Source organism: Staphylococcus lloydii (assembly GCF_015775975.1).
GTDB classification, from domain to species: domain Bacteria; phylum Bacillota; class Bacilli; order Staphylococcales; family Staphylococcaceae; genus Staphylococcus; species Staphylococcus lloydii.
On the sequence record NZ_CP064056.1, the window covers coordinates 247893 to 264204 of the forward strand.

A 16312-nucleotide genomic window follows, 5' to 3' on the forward strand; every position below is an offset into this window, starting at 1 on the left:
TAGTAAACGAAGAAGGTGCTTATATATGAAAGACGTGATTATTGTAGGCGGAGGATTAGCAGGATTATCAGCGGCATGGAGATTAAAAGATCATGATATTTTACTACTAGAATCCGAAGACCGTGTAGGTGGTCGAGTGATGTCTGAACGACGTGGCAACTATTGGATGAACTGGGGCGGTCATGTTTATGCCGGAAAAGGTTCAGCGACCGATGAATTATTAAAATCAGTTGGTGTGAAGGCACTACCTGTTCCTGGCAAACTTTCAGCAATGCAATTAAATGGTAAATTGTTATTAGATGGGCATGTCGAATTGTATCCGTTCAGAGTTTCAATGTCTTGGAAAGATCGTATTTCTATGTTGATTGCTGGTGCAAAAGTAAGAGGCGCAGTTTTAAAATATAGCAAAATAGCCAAAAGACGTGCGCATGAAGATTACTGTACACAACAACAACGTATATTTAACTTTATGAATGACAGAACGTTTTCTGATTTTACAGGAAAATTGCCTGAAGATGCAGATGCCATATTTAGACCTACTGTAAGTCGTTCAACTGGAGAACCTGAACAAATTTCTGCAGGTGCCGGGGTCGCATACTTTGATATGATTTGGAGTAAGGAAGACGGGTTAACACGTAATATAGTGGGAGGACCCTCAACTTTAACGAATACGATAGCGAGTCGTATTAAGGACAGTGTTGAGCTAAATGCGCATGTCCAAGAAGTTGTAAATAATGATGATTTTGTTAGTGTGAAGTATGAAAAAGACGGCAAAACTTATACTGAAATTGCACGTTATATTATTATGGCAACACCAGCACCAATTACGCGTAAAGTGACGAAAAATTTGAGCCCTCGCCTGAATGATGCGCTCAGTCAAATTAAGTACGGCCCTCATGTAAGCGCTTCCTTTTTGACGAATGAAACAGAAGAGCAAGTTTGGGACGACGTTTATGCCTTTGCAACACCTAAAAAGTCATTTGATATCTTGATTCATAATTCAAATCTAACACACAGTATGCATAGTCAACGTCATCAAGGTAGTAGTTTTATGACGTTCTCGCCGGCTAATAGAGGTCGAGCATTATTAGAGAAAACTGAAGAAGAAATTTTAGAGCAATATTTAGACGACATTGAAGACATGTTCCCAGGTTTTAGAAATATTGTAGTAGAAGCACATGTGCAGAAGTTCCCATACGGTTCAGCTTATGTGTATCCGGGTCGTGCCGATATACAACCTACTTTAACAGAACCTGAAGGGCGCTTATACTTAGCAGGAGACTACTTAGGTACATTTTATACAGAAACAGCTATTCAAACTGGTTTTACAGCTGCACAAGATATTAACAGTTTATTATCGTTCTATCAAAATGATATACAGCAAATACTGTAATTAACATTCTGTATATTTTGGGAGGCAAGGTTTAATGGAAAAAACAAAAGCTATGGAAGATGTTCCATTTTGTAAATTTCACATGAAAATATTTGCATATTGTAGTGGTAGTTCATTCGTAGATGGCTATGCGCTCGGTATTATTGCTATAGCACTCTCGATAATGCAAAAAGATATTAATATGTCCGTTACTACAGTAGGTCTTCTCGGTATGGGGACACTACTTGGTATGGTTTTTGGTGGCTTAGTCGGCGGTTATTTTACCGATCTTATAGGCAGAAAGAAAATGTTTATCATCGACATGTTATTACTAGGCATATTTACGATATCACAGTTTTTCGTGACGGATCCAACGCAATTAATAATCTTAAGAATATTAATTGGTGTGACGCTAGGCATGGATTATCCTATTGCAGGTTCATTGATGAGTGAATTTGCGCCGAAAAAAAATCGTGGTGCATTGTTAGGCGGTATCAACGCATTCTGGTTTATTGGATACGCTGTATCATTTATTGTTGGCTATTTACTTATTCCAATTGGCAACGCAACAAGTTGGAGATGGATGTTAGCTAGTGGTGCAGTACCGGTAATCGTATTATTATTCGCACGTTTAAATATGCCAGAATCACCTCATTGGTTATTAAAGCATGGGAAGAAACAAAAAGCCGAAGACATTGTACACAGCGTGTTTGGTGATCATGTTCAAGTTAGCCAAAATGAACATTCAGAACAAAAGCCTAATTTATTAGATATTTTTAGAAATGGTTATGGTAAAAGAACTCTATTTGTTTCAATATTTTGGTCAGTACAAGTCATGACGACTTTTGCGATAGGTACATATATACCTGAAATACTGTCTGAATTTAGTTTGAAAGGCGGTTCGCAAGAGTATTTAGGCTCGGCAATTATTAATTTATTTTATTTAATTGGTGCTTTCCCGGCATTATATTTTGTAGAAAAAATTGGCAGAAGACCCACTTTATTATGGCCGTTTTTAATAACGACGATAGCATTATTCGTATTAGGCGTCGTATCTGGTAATAATCCACCATTTTGGATTATATTATTACTCTTTGTTATTTATGGTATCTTTAACACCGGTATGAGTAGTCATCAATGGATTTATCCATATGAACTATATCCTACACACTTTAGAGGTACAGGTGGTGGGTTTACAACTACAGTCAGTCGTATCGCATCAGCAATCAGTACATTCTTCTTCCCAGTTATACTATCTAACTATGGATTGAGTACAACGATGTATATTTCATCAGGCCTACTGTTTATCGGCTTTATCGTTTCCATATTTATGGCACCAGAGACGAAGAATAAAGGCCTCGATGACGCAAGTTCAGCAACAGTAATTAAACCCGAAATTAATTAAATAACGAAGTTAGTTTACACGAACTACACGTCTATTTAGATGTGTAGTTTTTTGAGACTTCAGTTCTACAATGAAAAACGAAAAGTTAAATCAAAGATTTAGTTATATATGGAGGAAGCCAAAAAATAATTGGCTTCCTTTTTAAAAACATATTTTTGACTACTATACTTGTCAAAATGACATGAGTAATGTACATTGTGATTAAGGAGTTGATGAAACTTGCGAAATCGTCTAAAAGAATTGCGTGCTCGAGATGGCTATAATCAAACGCAACTAGCTAAGAAAGCCGGTATTTCAAGGCAAACTATTTCTTTAATTGAGCGAAATGATTTTATGCCATCAATTTTAACGGCAGTCAAAATAGCACGTATATTTAACGAAAATGTTGAAAGTATTTTTATCTTTGAGGAGGAGGAATTATGAAAATAGGTAGATATTTATTAATTTTAATGATAGGTGGTATTATAGGAGGCTTATTTGGTGGAATCATAGGTTCATCAACATTTAAACTAATAATCACTAGCTTACAATTTACTGATCATACTACTATTATCGTACTTACAATAATTGTTGTATTAATAAATGCTGTTTTATTAGTAGTTTTATACGGAACACAACGTAAATCTTTAAATTTTAAAAATAAATTAGCAGAAGATATAGATGACGACAAAGCAGATTATTATGAAAAGAAATCCAATACTTATTACTTAAGGGTTAACGCTATTTTTTATGCTTTAATTTCTGTGAGTCTCATTCATATATTTGTTATTGTATTAGGTTATCGTTCAAATTATGGTTCAGAATATGATGTCTTGTTGGCTATTGTGCCTTTCTTAGTGGTTATGATAGCAGGAACTACAATTGGTTTTTATTATCGTAAATTCGAACCAAGACTTCCTAAACAAGGTGAAAAAAATTATACTGACAAAGTTTTTAATATTATGGATGAAGGCGAAAGATACATTACTTTAGTATCAATGTTTAAGGTATATCACTGGAACTTAATCATGTTAATGGTCGGAACTTTATTTTTAGGAATATATTCGATGGCAACTGACATGAATCAAGGAATGAGTATATTAATACTCATTATTATATTTATGTATAATTCGTTTGGTTATTTAACTAAAGTACGTAAATTTTATAAAAATTAACTTTATAGAAAGAGAGGTAGACGATGGCACAATTACTTGATATTAAACAGCTTAATAAAACATATGAAAAGTCTAATTTTAGTTTGGATAATATATCTTTTTCGATTGATAAAAATGAAGTCGTGGGTTTAATAGGACAAAATGGTTCAGGAAAAACAACGCTCATTAACACCATTGTTGGTAACAGATCAAAAGATTCTGGGGACATTTCCTTTTTTAGTAAAACTATAACTCAAGATAATTATCGTTATAAGGAACAAATTGGTGTCGTATTTGATGATTTGAGAGTGCCTAATAAATTAACAATTAAAGGTATTAATCAAGTGTTTAATACAATTTTTGAAACGTGGAATAGTGAACGATTCTTATCTCTTATAGAACAGTTTGAATTACCACAAACAAATATGATTAGCACGTTTTCAAGAGGTATGAGAATGAAAAGCGCGCTAGCAATAGCATTAGCGCATGACAGTAAGCTATTGATTTTAGACGAAGCAACTGCAGGTATGGATGTTTCTGGTAGAGAACAAGTGATGGAAATGCTTGAAGATTTTATTAATGATGGAAACAGCATTTTAATATCATCACATATATCAGAAGATATTGAACAGCTAGCGACTAAACTTGTTTTTATGAAAGATGGCAAAGTGATATTAGAAGAAGAAAAAGACAAATTATTAACAACTTACGGCATTATCAAACAACCTATGGAATCATTTAATATCCCCAATGAATTGATTGTAGCTTCAAGAATACGTAAACAAGAACATATAACGTTGGTGAATGACTATACAGCGATAGCAGAAGCGGAACAACTTCAGCAAATAGATGAGGCTACAAAAATTATAATGAGAGGTGAAACATAATGAAAGGTATGTTATTAAGCACTTATTACGCATCCAAGAAAGCAGTCTATCTATATTTATCCATTGCTATATTAGCTAGTATTATTTTTGGATTTCTTAATCCCATAATGAGTTGTTTCTTTCCTATGCTAATCTTAATTTCACCTGTGACGGATACGATAAAGCATGAAAAAAATTCTAAGTGGATGAATTATATCTCAACATTACCTGTACGTAGAAAAGATTATATTAATGGGTATTTTACTTACTACATGTTGCTTGTAGTAGTAGGATTGGTTGTGGGATTAATTGTCACTGCTGTTTTGACTCAAAGTATCCAAGTGGCAATTGCATCGGTATTACTTGGTTTAGGTGGCGCGGGGACATATGCAGTTATGTTTCCGTTGACATTTAAATTTGGTGCGGAAAACTCTAACGTAGTGTTAATATCGTCGTCTATTTTTGTTATAGCTCTATTTTATATAGTGTTTTTTGTGTTTATCGTTAAAGATTTGAATACTACAAACTCATTAACTGAAGCTGTGTCACAACCTTCAAGTCTTATTGCCCTAATTGTTTATGCGCTAGTTGGTATTTTGACAATCGTGCTCTCTTATTCGAGTTCAATTCGTATTTTTAATAGACAAGAACTATAAAAAGCAGTCATTCCGACTGCTTTTTTATTATTTATGTTTGTCTGCTAAATGTATAATATCTTCCTTTTGATTTTTAAAATCAACATTACTGAGTAACTTATCAATAATTTGTCTTTTAGTTTCTTGAATATGAGCGCTTTTACCGATACTGCTTGGCATATTCATTGGCTTGTATGCTTCCCATTCTTCTAATTCTGAAAATAATTCACGACATGTTGTCATAATATGACCACCTTTTTTATTTTTTGCAAATAAAATAGCCCTTCTAGATCAGAAGAGCTTCCACACATCTTCTCATCTTTCAGTTACAAAATAACTGTTGGATTTAGCACATCGCCAAAAGGCTGTTGCCGGAGTTTCACAGGGCCAAGTCCCTCCACTCACTCTTAATAAGAGAACTATTTTATTTAACTTTATAATATCACATTTTTGTTAATAGTACTATTTTACATATTAAGAAAAAACGTAATAATTTATAAACTATTATATGAATATAGTGTAAAATATAAATAACAATATTAAAGAGGTAAAATAATGGAAATATGGGATGTTATTAAAGGATTATTCATGTTGTTTGTTTTAATACCATTAGTGATCGCAGTAATTTATTTTTTATGCCTGCATTTACCATTGCTAATCATTTTAAGATTATATGATTACATTACATATAAAAGCTATCAATATTTCAAGATTGATATTTCTAACTGGTTTACCGTAATCATATGCATTTTATTTGTAGGCTTTTTCTATATTTTAGCATTTTATTTGTTAGGCGTGCTCTTTATGCCGATGGGAAATTGGGAGCTCATTCCTATAGTAATGATAGGTGCTATCGTATATCTACTTTTAAAAAAAGTTGAAGGACGAAAAGATGCATAGACGATGGAGTGGGAGGGGATTGTATGCAAGTTGAAGTTACAGCACATAATCCAAGATGGAAAGATGATTTTGAAAAAGAAGCGCAAAAAATAATGGCTATATATGATGATTTACTATTGGAAATATATCATATCGGCAGTACGTCCGTAGCAGGTTTGAAAGCAAAACCTGTTATAGATATGATGCCCATTGTTAGTGATATTAATAAAGTGGATAAATTCGACGACCAGATGCTAGCACTCGGTTATGAACCACTTGGAGAAAACGGTATAGTGGGTAGACGTTTTTTTCGAAAATGTAATATGTCTTCAGGGAAAAGGACATATCATGTGCATATCTTTGATCCAAGTAGCCAAGATGAAATCATTAGACATTTAGCTTTTAAAGCATATTTAATTGCACATCCAGAGATAGCAAATCAATATGGCAATTTAAAATCTAGACTAGGCGCTGCATTTCCAGACGATATTGAGTCATACATGGATGGCAAAAATGCCTTCATAAAAGAAACTGAAAAACAAGCAGTGGTGTGGTATGAAGGCAATTCTAATAGTTAAGCTATATAATAAAGAAAATGTTTTTCCTATGATACAATGAAATTGAAGTTACCAAAGGAGGCGACGCAAATGTCTAAAAAGAAAGTATCAATTATTGGGGGCGGCAATACGGGTGCAACGCTCGCATTTATTGTGGCACAACAGGAACTAGCTGACGTAGTTTTAATTGATAGACCTCAAAGTGAAAAACCGGCTCAAGGTAAAGCGTTGGATATATTAGAAAGTAGTCCTATTTTTGGTTTTGATGTAAATATTAATGCATCATCAGATTATGAAGCTACAACAAATTCGGATGTAGTAGTTATTACAGCTGGTGTGGCGAGAAAGCCTAATATGAGTAGGGATGACCTTGTACAAACGAACGAACAAATAATGAAAGATGTTACTGAACAAATCGTAAAATATTCTCCTGATTGTAAAATCATTGTCTTAACAAATCCTGTCGATGCAATGACTTATACAGTATATAAAACTTCGGGCTTTCCTAAAGAACGTGTCATTGGTCAATCTGGCGTGTTAGATACAGCACGTTATCAAACTTTTATTGCTCAAGAATTAAACGTTTCTGTCAAGGATGTGAAAGGTCTTGTCTTGGGTGGACATGGCGATACAATGGTACCGCTCGTTCATTCTACTAATGTCAATGGTATTGCGGTCAGAGAGTTATTGGCAAGCGATGTATTAGATAAGATTGTAGAACGCACTAAACAAGGTGGGGCAGAAATTGTTAACTTATTAGGTAATGGTTCGGCATATTATGCACCAGCTGCAGCGCTTTACAGTATGATAGAAGCAATTATTAAAGATCAACATCGTTTATTACCGACTATTACACTTTTAGAAGGAGAATATGGTTATAACGATATATATTTAGGCGTTCCAACCGTATTAGGTGCTAACGGCATTGAAAAAATTGTTGAGTTAGAGTTAGACGAATATGAAAAAGAACAATTACAAGACTCAGCAGAATCAGTAATGAATGTTAAAAATGCATTGAAATTTTAAAATAGATAAAAGAGGCACTTAATCAAGTGCCTCCTTTTTATGTCGATAAGCCGATCTTATTGGAAAAGTTTAACGATTTGGGCGAAGATACCATAAAAGAAACCGCCAATGGGGAAGATAAGCCACCAATATCCTGCAAAGTAGTCTCCTATAGTTCGTCCTTTATTATCATGCCCGTTTAATTTACCGTCTAAAACTTGTTGTTTAAATTCACTATCTCCCTTAACTAAATGATCCAACGTTATATCGAATAAATCACTCATAGCAACAAGTATATCTAAAGAAGGGTAGTTCGCTCCGCTTTCCCATTTTGAAATACTTTGTCTGGAAACATGTAATTTTCCAGCTAGTTCTTCTTGTGACCAATGATTTAATTCACGATGCTTTTTAATAATTTTAGCCAATTCCATAAGATCACTCCCTTTGCTTTAAACATACCCGTTTTCCATAGTAAAGTCACGATAGTATTAGTTGAAATGACCGCAACCTACAGTTGCCACGCACTTTTTTAGACTGGGAGGTAGTCTAACCCTTTTTGGAGTAAACTAAAAACACAGTGACCGTTAAGTCACTGTGTAGTGAAAGGCATTAAACTTTTTCGATATATTGATCTTCGTATTCTAAGTCTTTGCCGACGGGTTCCCACTTAATCAGTTTAGTAATAATTAAGCCTAAGATAGGGAAGATCGCAATGATGAGCATCGTCTTATTTAAACCAAAACTTGCTAAAATAATTGGGAAGACAAATGTTCCAAACATACTACCAAAACGACTAATCGATTCAACAAAACCGGTACCTTTACCACGTAAAATGGTTGGATATGATAAAGCAGCGATAGCTTTACCTTGTGTTCCGGGTCCACCAGCATGTCCGAAGAGGAATAGTGCAACCATAAAGGCAATTAGCCAAGTATAAGTATGTCCATAGAACAAACCGATAATAATCATCGTAAACGCGACGATACTGAAACCTGTAATCGTTAATCTGCGGGCACCAAATTTAGTTGTCAGTAATGCACCAACCAGACCACCTATGATGCCGGCAATATTAATTAAAGCTGTACCAGAAAGTGATTCTAGTTTATTTTGTCCAATAACGTAAGCAGCGATTAATGGAATATATAAACCAATGGCATAGTATTGCATACCTTGTAAAGTGGCGATAGCAGTCGCTAATATTGTTCTTTTACGGTAACGTTTATTGAACAATGTACGTAGTGGGTGTTTTACCTCTGTACGTTTAAATTCTTCATTTTCACCTTTATAAGGCTCAATATTTACATTAATATTATAGTTTTTTTCTAATTCACGGCTAGCCTGAACTAGCGTTTTGTTTTTCATAGACCATGTAGGACTTTCGCTTAAATAAAATAGTCGCAGTACTAAAATAATTGTAGCGAAGACCGCTCCTAGACCTACCGTATAGCGCCATAACAACGTGCCAGTACCTAAAGCGTAAAATAACATAACAATTAGTGCAGATGATACGACTGCAATGTACCAAACAACTTGCCAATAGTTTACGTTACGCCCTTTATCTTTTTGGTTACTAATTTCTGCTACGAAAGTAAATGCTACTGGGCTATCCATACCAATGGCAAAACCCATTAATAATCTGAAGCATAGTAAAATAGCTGGTGTGGGTGATAAGGCAGCACCTAGTGACCCGATAATTAGTGAAATCAGTGATACGGATAAAATAAGTTTGCGTCCAAATCTATCCGCGAAAAATCCTCCGATGGCTGCACCGAAAAATGCACCAAATGGCATTGCGGTCATGACAAATGATAGATAGCTTGGAGATAACTTGAATTCTGAAGTTAATTGATCAGTCGCCGTACCTAAAATTGTTAAATCGTAAGCATCTAAAAAGATTGTACCTAAGACGATGATTAATAATAATGCGGTACGTTTGGCGTTTTTCTGTCTATTTACATAATCAATAATGTCTTGCTTCGTATGTATCGTGATAGATTGTGCAGACATGTGACTCCTCCTCCAACATTAAATGTAGGTCCTTCTGAATGGAAACGATAAAACATTCATGGGATAATACAAGTGTGTTAATCCAGAGTTGAGTTGTTGAAAATACACTCTGAGCATAGCATACTTATATATGAAAAAACATGATATTTTGAGGAGTGAAATTATGTTTACTGTCTATGGACATAGAGGCTTGCCAAGTCAAGCTCCAGAGAATACCATAGCATCATTTAAATCTGCGTCAAAAGCGGAAGGCATTAACTGGATAGAATTAGATGTTACGATAACTGATGATGAACAATTGGTTATTATTCATGATGATTATTTAGACCGTACGACAAACATGTCAGGCGAAGTAACAAGCTATAAGTATAGCGATATTAAATCAGCGTCTGCAGGGGCATGGTACAGTAACAAATTTAAAGATGAACATCTTCCCACGTTTGATGATGTAATTAATTTTGCCAATGACTATAATATGAATTTAAATGTTGAATTAAAAGGAGTTACAGGTCCTAAAGGCACAGCGTTATCAAAAAGCATGGTTCAACAAGTTAGTGACAAGTTGCAAAACTTAAACAATGATCAACAAATATTGATTTCTAGCTTTAATGTGATGTTAGTAAAATTAGCCGAAGAACTTATGCCGCAATTCAAACGCGCAGTCATATTTAAGGCGGCAGCATTTGAAGAAGATTGGCGTACAATATTAGACTTTTGTAATTCAAAAACAGTAAACATCGAAGATAAATCACTCACACAAGCTAAAGTTAAAACAATTAAAGAAGCAGGCTACGAGCTCAACGTATGGACCGTCAACAAAGTTGTGCGCGCCAACCAATTAGCCAATTGGGGCGTAGACGGTGTCTTTACCGATAACGCAGACAAATTGAGTCATTTACAAGAAGTATAAATGAGACTAGAAGTAATATGGGAACAAGATTTGTGCAATGAGTGAACCATTAGTTCTCAATTATTGTTTAGAGTTAATTTCGACTTTGATTTATATTTCCTAGAAAATAAATAACTAAATCAACCCGTCATCGTTATGGTGACGGGTTTTTAATATTGCTTATCTTCTGCCAACAGCGTTTATGGCATCGATAAGTGCATATCTAAAGTTGTTTTTTTCTAATGCGCTTGTAGCTTTAATCGTGCTTCCCCCAGGAGAGGTTACTGTGTCTTTAAGCGCGCCAGGATGTTGTCCTGTTTCTTGAGCTAATTGTGCAGCACCGATGATCATTTCTAATATCACTTCATAAGAAAGATTTCTATCCATACCATTTAATACGGCACCATCAGATAGTGCTTCGACAAATACATCTACAATGGCAGGGCCACATCCAGACATAGTACTAAAAATATCTAATTCACTTTCTTTAACTTCTACTAGCTTACCTAGACAGCTAAATACGTCTGTAATCATTGTGTTATTTTGTGGTAGTTGGTTATGTGCATATCCAATAATACCTTTATTTATTTCAACGACGACGTTCGGTAATAGGCTGACGATAGGTTGTTGTTTAGAGAAAACATGTTCCATATCGGCGATAGACAATGAGGGTACGATTGAAACTATCATCGTATCTTCATTAACTACGTTACTTAGTTCGTCGAGTACATTTCCAACTGCAGCTTCATTTACGACTAAGAGAATCATGTCACAGCGTGCCAAATCATCATAATTGTGAACGAGTGTTGCACCTACTTCTGATGACAGATTTTTTGCCTTATTACTGTGACCTGATTTAATATAAATATTTTGCATATTTAAGTTATCCGAGTTATAAAACCCTTTTACCAAAGCACTTCCCATATGACCTGCACCTATAATACCTAATTTCATTTCTAGCACCCCTTTGATAATAGTTACATCATAAAATCATATATTTGAATTAATATTCCCTTGAAATTGGTGAAGAAAACTAATATGACATTGCATCTAATATTCGGCGCTTGAAAGCAAGTTACTTAACCCAAATATTGAAATGTAGGATAATGAAGTTGCTATAATAATAACACTAACGCAAATTAATTTGTGAAAGGAGTCTATCATGAAACATCAAGGTAGAAATGATTTTACTTTAAGATTATTTGAAGCGGCCGAGATTCGTGAAGGCATGCGTATACTTGAAGTAGGTTGTGCGACGGGAGAAGTGACTCAATTATTATCAGAAATAGTTGGCCCTACGGGTGAGGTAGTTGGTGTAGATATGAACGAGCAATTGCTTGAAATGGCAAAAACGAATAATAATGCTTCCAATATAGAATATATAAATAGTGATGTGTATCAATTACCTGATGATTTAGCGCAGTTTGATGCAATCGTTGGTAGAAGGATTTTAATGTATCTACCAGAAGCTAAAGCATGTTTACAAAATTTAAAACGATTTCTAAAGCCTGGTGGTATTTTATGTTTCCAAGAAAGTGATGCGATTAATGGTGGCACTGGAGCGAATCAATTACCATTACATCAACAAGCCATTCAGCGTGTATGGGATACGGTAGATGCTGAAGGTGGCGATATTCATATAGGGCAAAAATTATATATGATGTACCTTAATATTGGCATACCACAACCTCAAGTCATTGCCGAAGCATTAATTCAAACATCTGACGATAATGATTTACAATGGCTAACTGAAATGATGGAAACTAGAATGAAAGAAAACGAAATTATAGCTAAAGACTTTTCTATGGAGAAATTCAAGGCGAATATGTCTCATGAAGCAGAAGAAGCACAGGCAGCGTTTATACGTGATATGGCATTCGGCGTGTGGGGCAGAAAAGATTAATGACCAATTGAAATCTAAATAACTGTCACTTCCATATTTTTAATGTGGAAGTGTTTTTTATGTCAAAAGCAAATTAATCTATTTAAAAAATTAAGATATAGTAATTGTATATTATAAGTGTAACTTATTATTATAATATTTAACCTGAAAATATATAATATAGTTATAGTTTTATATTATTTTCTCTGTTACAATTAGTTAATACTTTATTATAAGCGTTTTAATAAACAGAGGGGGATGTTTATGCAACATGATAGTATATGGCTTACTATAGTCGGCCTAATTATAATTATTTCAATAGTAGGGTTATTAATTGCTAAACGTATAAGTCCTGTCGTAGGTATGATTTTAATACCTAGTGCCGGGGCGCTCATATTAGGTCACAGTATAGGGGACCTAGTTAAATATTTCAATAGTGGTTTGGATCAAGTTATGAGCGTAGTCATTATGTTCATTTTCGCCATTATATTCTTTGGCTTATTGACGGATGCGGGTTTATTTAAACCGTTAGTTAAGCGGCTTATATTGATTACTAGAGGTAATGTTATTATCGTCTGTATTATGACGGCTTTGATTGGAACAATAATCCAACTTGATGGTGCGGGTGCGACAACGTTTTTACTTTCAATTCCAGCCTTATTACCTTTATATAAAGCACTTAACATGAATAAGTACTTACTTATTTTATTATTAGGATTAAGTGCGTCAGTGATGAATATGGTACCTTGGGGTGGCCCAATGGCGCGTACGGCATCAGTGCTTCATTCCAAAAGTGTTAATGAATTATGGTATGGCGTTATACCGGTTCAAATCGTTGGTATTTTCCTTGTGTTAATCTTTGCCGTGTATTTAGGATTGAGAGAAAAAAGAAGAATTAATCGTGCAGTGGCAAAAGGTGAAATAGAAGATAAACAACATGTCGATGTACATAAATTAGTAGAAGTATATGAACGTGATCAAGAAGTTAAATTCCCAGTTCGTGGTATGGCAGTAAAACATAGATGGGTAAATTGGGTTAACGTTATTTTAACTTTAGCTATTATCGTTATTATGTTATTAAACATTGCACCACCAGAATTCGCATTTATGATGGGTGTAGCTATTGCATTAATCGTTAACTTCCCAGATGTCGATGAACAAATGAATCGACTTAAGGCACATGCACCCAATGCGTTAATGATGGCGGCAGTAATTATTGCTGCTGGTATGTTCTTAGGTGTCCTAAATGAAACTGGCATGTTAAAAGCAATCGCATTAAGTTTAATTCATATTATACCTAACTCAGTTGGGCCATATTTACATGTTATCGTAGGTATTTTCGGGGTACCATTAGACTTGTTAACAAGTACAGACGCTTATTATTTCGCAGTATTACCAATCGTAGAACAAACTGCAGGGCAATTCGGTGTACCATCAGTATCAACTGCTTATTCTATGCTTATTGGTAATATTATCGGTACTTTCGTCAGTCCATTCTCACCAGCATTATGGTTGGCTATTGGTTTAGCGGAAGCAAACATGGGAACGTATATTAAATATGCATTCTTCTGGATATGGGGCTTCGCAATCGTTATGTTAATCATTGCTTTATTAATGGGCGTTGTAACAGTTTAAGTCAATGATTATAACTACTTCAAAATAGGCCACAAAGGGCGGCACAATTTACGACAAGATAAAGTTTTTAAAAATATGAAACACCCTCACTTTAATTAGAGTGAGGGTGTTGTTAATTTAGCTATAAAAAAGCGTAACAGTTATATTATCTGTTACGCTTTTATTTTATTAATATTCGATGTTAGGTGCTTTGTTTACATGTTTTTGATAACGTTTAAGGCCGAAGAATGCTAATGCACCTAAGCCTACAACAACTAATAATGTTTTCATATCTTGTACTCCTTTAAGTTCATTGATTATAACGAAATAATTAAACTGAGATTAGTAATAAATAGCAATAAGCCATTTGATATGACAATTTAAATAAATTTAAACGTGCATATCAATAATGGCATTGCTAAATATTATTATTCGTAATAATTTAATCCAAGATCTTTTGAAGTTTGGTGACGTGTTTTTCTCATTAAATCAGCATCATCAATTAATGATTTACCATATGATGGAATCATTTTTTGGATTTTTGGTAACCATGCATCTTTATATTCAGAGAAGTTTTTCTCTAATACTTCAAGTGCTACTGATACAGAAGTAGATGCCCCTGGTGATTCACCAAGTAAAGCAATTACAGTATGGTCAGAAGAGTTAACAACTTCTGTGCCGAATTGAATGTAACCTTTACCTTCTTTTTCAGTGTCTTTAATTACTTGAACACGTTTACCAGCAGTGTATAATTGCCAATCTTTGTCACGTGCTTGTGGATAGAAAGTACGTAAGTGATTCATACAACCTTCTTTAGTCATTAAGATTTGGTCGAATGAATATTTAATTAATGGTAAGTTTTTCACAGCTGCCGCTAATAAAGTTGTAATGTTATATGGTTTAACTGATTTGAATAAATCTAAGTTTGAACCATTTTTCAAGAACTTAGGTCCAACACTAGCGAATGGTCCGAATAATAAAGTTCTTTCTCCGTCAATATAACGTGTATCTAAGTGAGGTACAGTCATTGGTGGAGTGCCAGGTGGTTCTTTACCATACACTTTGGCATCGTGTTCTTTGATAACATCTGGGTTAGTACAAGCTAAAAATTGGCCTGTAATAGGGAAGCCACCTAGGTGTTTACTTTCAGGGATGCCTGTTTTTTGTAGCAATGGAATAGCGCCACCGCCTGCACCGATAAATACGTAATCAGCTAATTGAGTTTGAGTTACACCGCTATTACGTTCACGAATTTCAACTTCCCATTTACCGTCTACACGTTGGTTAAAGTTAACAACTTCGTGGTTGTAATGTACTTCTGTTTTAGGTGTTTCTTCAAGATTTTTCGCTAATTTACGAGTTAACGCACCAAAGTTTACGTCTGTACCTTCATTAATTTTACTTGCAGCCATAATATCGTCTTTACTATGACCTTGCATCATTAATGGAATCCATTTTCTCATTACTTCGATGTCTTCTGTAAATTCGATGTTATCGAACATTGGGAAGTTTTTCATTGCTTCGTAACGATCTTTTAAGAATTTAACGTTATTTTTACCTCTTACGAAACTGATGTGAGGTAATGGACGAATAAATTCTTCAGGGTTTTCGATGTATTTTTCACGTACTAAGTGACCCCAATATTGTTTTGAAATTTCGAATTCTTGGTTGATTTCTTTTGCTTTTTCAATGTCAATTGAACCATCAGGTTGTTGCACCGTATAGTTCAATTCACAAAGCGCTGCGTGACCTGTACCAGCATTGTGACGTTCGTTTGAACTTTCAATACCAGGACGATCTAGACGTTCATAAAGTTTGACATTCCAATCTGGTTCGATTTCTTTAAGCATTGAACCGAATGTCGTACTAAGGACGCCAGCGCCAATAAGAATGACATCTTTTGATTCCTTTTGATTAGCCATACTGTCTCACCTTTCATTAATTAAATTATTAGTAACATTTGTTGTTACCCATGGCCTCTTTCCACTTATAATTATAATATATTCCAATCTATTATAAAAATACATAATTTTAATTACATCCATTACTTTTAGTAATGGGTGGAGGA

18 protein-coding genes and 1 riboswitch are annotated in these 16312 nt (G+C 34.6%); of the genes, 12 read left to right on the plus strand and 6 right to left on the minus strand.

Going from position 1 to position 16312, the window contains the following annotated elements; genetic code table 11:
* Positions 1-25: 25 nt before the first annotated feature.
* The 6 genes from ISP08_RS01050 (at position 26) to ISP08_RS01075 (ending at position 5432) form a co-directional block, all read left to right on the plus strand.
* Complete coding sequence (locus ISP08_RS01050; RefSeq protein WP_195719026.1) at positions 26-1393, plus strand: flavin monoamine oxidase family protein; 1368 nt, start codon at positions 26-28, stop codon at positions 1391-1393.
* 34 nt (positions 1394-1427) lie between these two features.
* Entirely contained in the window at positions 1428-2777 is a 1350-nt protein-coding gene (locus tag ISP08_RS01055) for an MFS transporter (protein WP_195719027.1), read from the plus strand.
* Between the two features lie 219 nt (positions 2778-2996).
* Positions 2997-3200 carry a helix-turn-helix transcriptional regulator gene (locus ISP08_RS01060; protein ID WP_107628402.1) on the plus strand — a complete coding sequence of 68 codons (204 nt, stop codon included), beginning with the start codon at positions 2997-2999 and terminating at the stop codon, positions 3198-3200.
* Entirely contained in the window at positions 3197-3931 is a 735-nt protein-coding gene (locus ISP08_RS01065; RefSeq protein ID WP_195719028.1) for a DUF3169 family protein, read from the plus strand. Before ISP08_RS01060 ends, ISP08_RS01065 begins: the two co-directional genes overlap by 4 nt.
* 23 nt (positions 3932-3954) lie before the next feature.
* Positions 3955-4797: an ABC transporter ATP-binding protein gene (locus ISP08_RS01070; protein ID WP_195719029.1), complete on the plus strand. Its 843-nt coding sequence runs from the start codon at positions 3955-3957 to the stop codon at positions 4795-4797.
* Positions 4797-5432 carry an ABC-2 transporter permease gene (locus ISP08_RS01075; RefSeq protein ID WP_195719030.1) on the plus strand — a complete coding sequence of 212 codons (636 nt, stop codon included), beginning with the start codon at positions 4797-4799 and terminating at the stop codon, positions 5430-5432. Before ISP08_RS01070 ends, ISP08_RS01075 begins: the two co-directional genes overlap by 1 nt.
* 27 nt (positions 5433-5459) lie before the next feature.
* Here ISP08_RS01075 and ISP08_RS01080 read toward each other — a convergent pair whose 3' ends face one another.
* The gene (locus ISP08_RS01080; RefSeq protein WP_195719031.1) at positions 5460-5654 is read right to left on the minus strand and encodes a hypothetical protein; all 195 of its coding nucleotides are present in this window, start codon (positions 5652-5654) and stop codon (positions 5460-5462) included.
* A gap of 69 nt (positions 5655-5723) precedes the next feature.
* A riboswitch (SAM riboswitch) is annotated at positions 5724-5828 on the minus strand.
* 138 nt (positions 5829-5966) lie between these two features.
* On the opposite strand from ISP08_RS01080, the gene ISP08_RS01085 reads away from it, so the two are divergent.
* The 3 genes from ISP08_RS01085 (at position 5967) to mdh (ending at position 7873) form a co-directional block, all read left to right on the plus strand.
* Positions 5967-6311 carry a hypothetical protein gene (locus ISP08_RS01085; RefSeq protein ID WP_195719032.1) on the plus strand — a complete coding sequence of 115 codons (345 nt, stop codon included), beginning with the start codon at positions 5967-5969 and terminating at the stop codon, positions 6309-6311.
* 23 nt (positions 6312-6334) lie between these two features.
* Positions 6335-6868: a GrpB family protein gene (locus ISP08_RS01090; protein ID WP_195719033.1), complete on the plus strand. Its 534-nt coding sequence runs from the start codon at positions 6335-6337 to the stop codon at positions 6866-6868.
* Between the two features lie 69 nt (positions 6869-6937).
* Positions 6938-7873, plus strand: a complete 936-nt coding sequence (gene mdh, locus ISP08_RS01095; protein WP_195719034.1) for a malate dehydrogenase — start codon at positions 6938-6940, stop codon at positions 7871-7873.
* A gap of 56 nt (positions 7874-7929) precedes the next feature.
* Here the strand turns inward: mdh and ISP08_RS01100 are convergent, their stop codons facing one another.
* Entirely contained in the window at positions 7930-8283 is a 354-nt protein-coding gene (locus ISP08_RS01100) for a helix-turn-helix domain-containing protein (protein ID WP_195719035.1), read from the minus strand.
* A 178-nt stretch (positions 8284-8461) separates the two neighbouring features.
* The gene (locus ISP08_RS01105) at positions 8462-9859 is read right to left on the minus strand and encodes an MFS transporter (protein ID WP_195719036.1); all 1398 of its coding nucleotides are present in this window, start codon (positions 9857-9859) and stop codon (positions 8462-8464) included.
* Positions 9860-10022: 163 nt separating this feature from the next.
* On the opposite strand from ISP08_RS01105, the gene ISP08_RS01110 reads away from it, so the two are divergent.
* Positions 10023-10769, plus strand: coding sequence for a glycerophosphoryl diester phosphodiesterase (locus ISP08_RS01110; RefSeq protein WP_048794311.1), 747 nt, complete (start codon positions 10023-10025; stop codon positions 10767-10769).
* A 159-nt stretch (positions 10770-10928) separates the two neighbouring features.
* Here the strand turns inward: ISP08_RS01110 and proC are convergent, their stop codons facing one another.
* Positions 10929-11702, minus strand: a complete 774-nt coding sequence (gene proC, locus ISP08_RS01115) for a pyrroline-5-carboxylate reductase (RefSeq protein WP_195719037.1) — start codon at positions 11700-11702, stop codon at positions 10929-10931.
* Between the two features lie 208 nt (positions 11703-11910).
* Between proC and ISP08_RS01120 the strand changes: the two genes are divergently transcribed.
* Together ISP08_RS01120 and ISP08_RS01125 are read left to right on the plus strand one after the other, a co-directional pair.
* Positions 11911-12651 carry a methyltransferase domain-containing protein gene (locus ISP08_RS01120; RefSeq protein WP_195719038.1) on the plus strand — a complete coding sequence of 247 codons (741 nt, stop codon included), beginning with the start codon at positions 11911-11913 and terminating at the stop codon, positions 12649-12651.
* A gap of 243 nt (positions 12652-12894) precedes the next feature.
* On the plus strand, positions 12895-14265 hold the full coding sequence (locus ISP08_RS01125) for a CitMHS family transporter (RefSeq protein WP_195719039.1): 1371 nt from the start codon (positions 12895-12897) through the stop codon (positions 14263-14265).
* 168 nt (positions 14266-14433) lie between these two features.
* On the opposite strand, the gene ISP08_RS01130 is transcribed toward ISP08_RS01125, so the two are convergent.
* Positions 14434-14535 carry an SE2200 family small protein gene (locus ISP08_RS01130; RefSeq protein ID WP_065428961.1) on the minus strand — a complete coding sequence of 34 codons (102 nt, stop codon included), beginning with the start codon at positions 14533-14535 and terminating at the stop codon, positions 14434-14436.
* A 137-nt stretch (positions 14536-14672) separates the two neighbouring features.
* Positions 14673-16166, minus strand: coding sequence for an L-lactate dehydrogenase (quinone) (gene lqo / locus ISP08_RS01135; protein ID WP_048794315.1), 1494 nt, complete (start codon positions 16164-16166; stop codon positions 14673-14675).
* Positions 16167-16312 lie beyond the last annotated feature (146 nt).

Coding starts and splice junctions, on each gene's coding strand:
- ISP08_RS01050 (WP_195719026.1), top strand. CDS start 26: ATGAAAGACGTGATTATTGTAGGCGGAGGATTAGCAGGATTATCAGCG.
- ISP08_RS01055 (WP_195719027.1), top strand. CDS start 1,428: ATGGAAAAAACAAAAGCTATGGAAGATGTTCCATTTTGTAAATTTCAC.
- ISP08_RS01065 (WP_195719028.1), top strand. CDS start 3,197: ATGAAAATAGGTAGATATTTATTAATTTTAATGATAGGTGGTATTATA.
- ISP08_RS01070 (WP_195719029.1), top strand. CDS start 3,955: ATGGCACAATTACTTGATATTAAACAGCTTAATAAAACATATGAAAAG.
- ISP08_RS01075 (WP_195719030.1), top strand. CDS start 4,797: ATGAAAGGTATGTTATTAAGCACTTATTACGCATCCAAGAAAGCAGTC.
- ISP08_RS01080 (WP_195719031.1), bottom strand. CDS start 5,654: ATGACAACATGTCGTGAATTATTTTCAGAATTAGAAGAATGGGAAGCA.
- ISP08_RS01085 (WP_195719032.1), top strand. CDS start 5,967: ATGGAAATATGGGATGTTATTAAAGGATTATTCATGTTGTTTGTTTTA.
- ISP08_RS01090 (WP_195719033.1), top strand. CDS start 6,335: ATGCAAGTTGAAGTTACAGCACATAATCCAAGATGGAAAGATGATTTT.
- mdh (WP_195719034.1), top strand. CDS start 6,938: ATGTCTAAAAAGAAAGTATCAATTATTGGGGGCGGCAATACGGGTGCA.
- ISP08_RS01100 (WP_195719035.1), bottom strand. CDS start 8,283: ATGGAATTGGCTAAAATTATTAAAAAGCATCGTGAATTAAATCATTGG.
- ISP08_RS01105 (WP_195719036.1), bottom strand. CDS start 9,859: ATGTCTGCACAATCTATCACGATACATACGAAGCAAGACATTATTGAT.
- ISP08_RS01110 (WP_048794311.1), top strand. CDS start 10,023: ATGTTTACTGTCTATGGACATAGAGGCTTGCCAAGTCAAGCTCCAGAG.
- proC (WP_195719037.1), bottom strand. CDS start 11,702: ATGAAATTAGGTATTATAGGTGCAGGTCATATGGGAAGTGCTTTGGTA.
- ISP08_RS01120 (WP_195719038.1), top strand. CDS start 11,911: ATGAAACATCAAGGTAGAAATGATTTTACTTTAAGATTATTTGAAGCG.
- ISP08_RS01125 (WP_195719039.1), top strand. CDS start 12,895: ATGCAACATGATAGTATATGGCTTACTATAGTCGGCCTAATTATAATT.
- ISP08_RS01130 (WP_065428961.1), bottom strand. CDS start 14,535: ATGAAAACATTATTAGTTGTTGTAGGCTTAGGTGCATTAGCATTCTTC.
- lqo (WP_048794315.1), bottom strand. CDS start 16,166: ATGGCTAATCAAAAGGAATCAAAAGATGTCATTCTTATTGGCGCTGGC.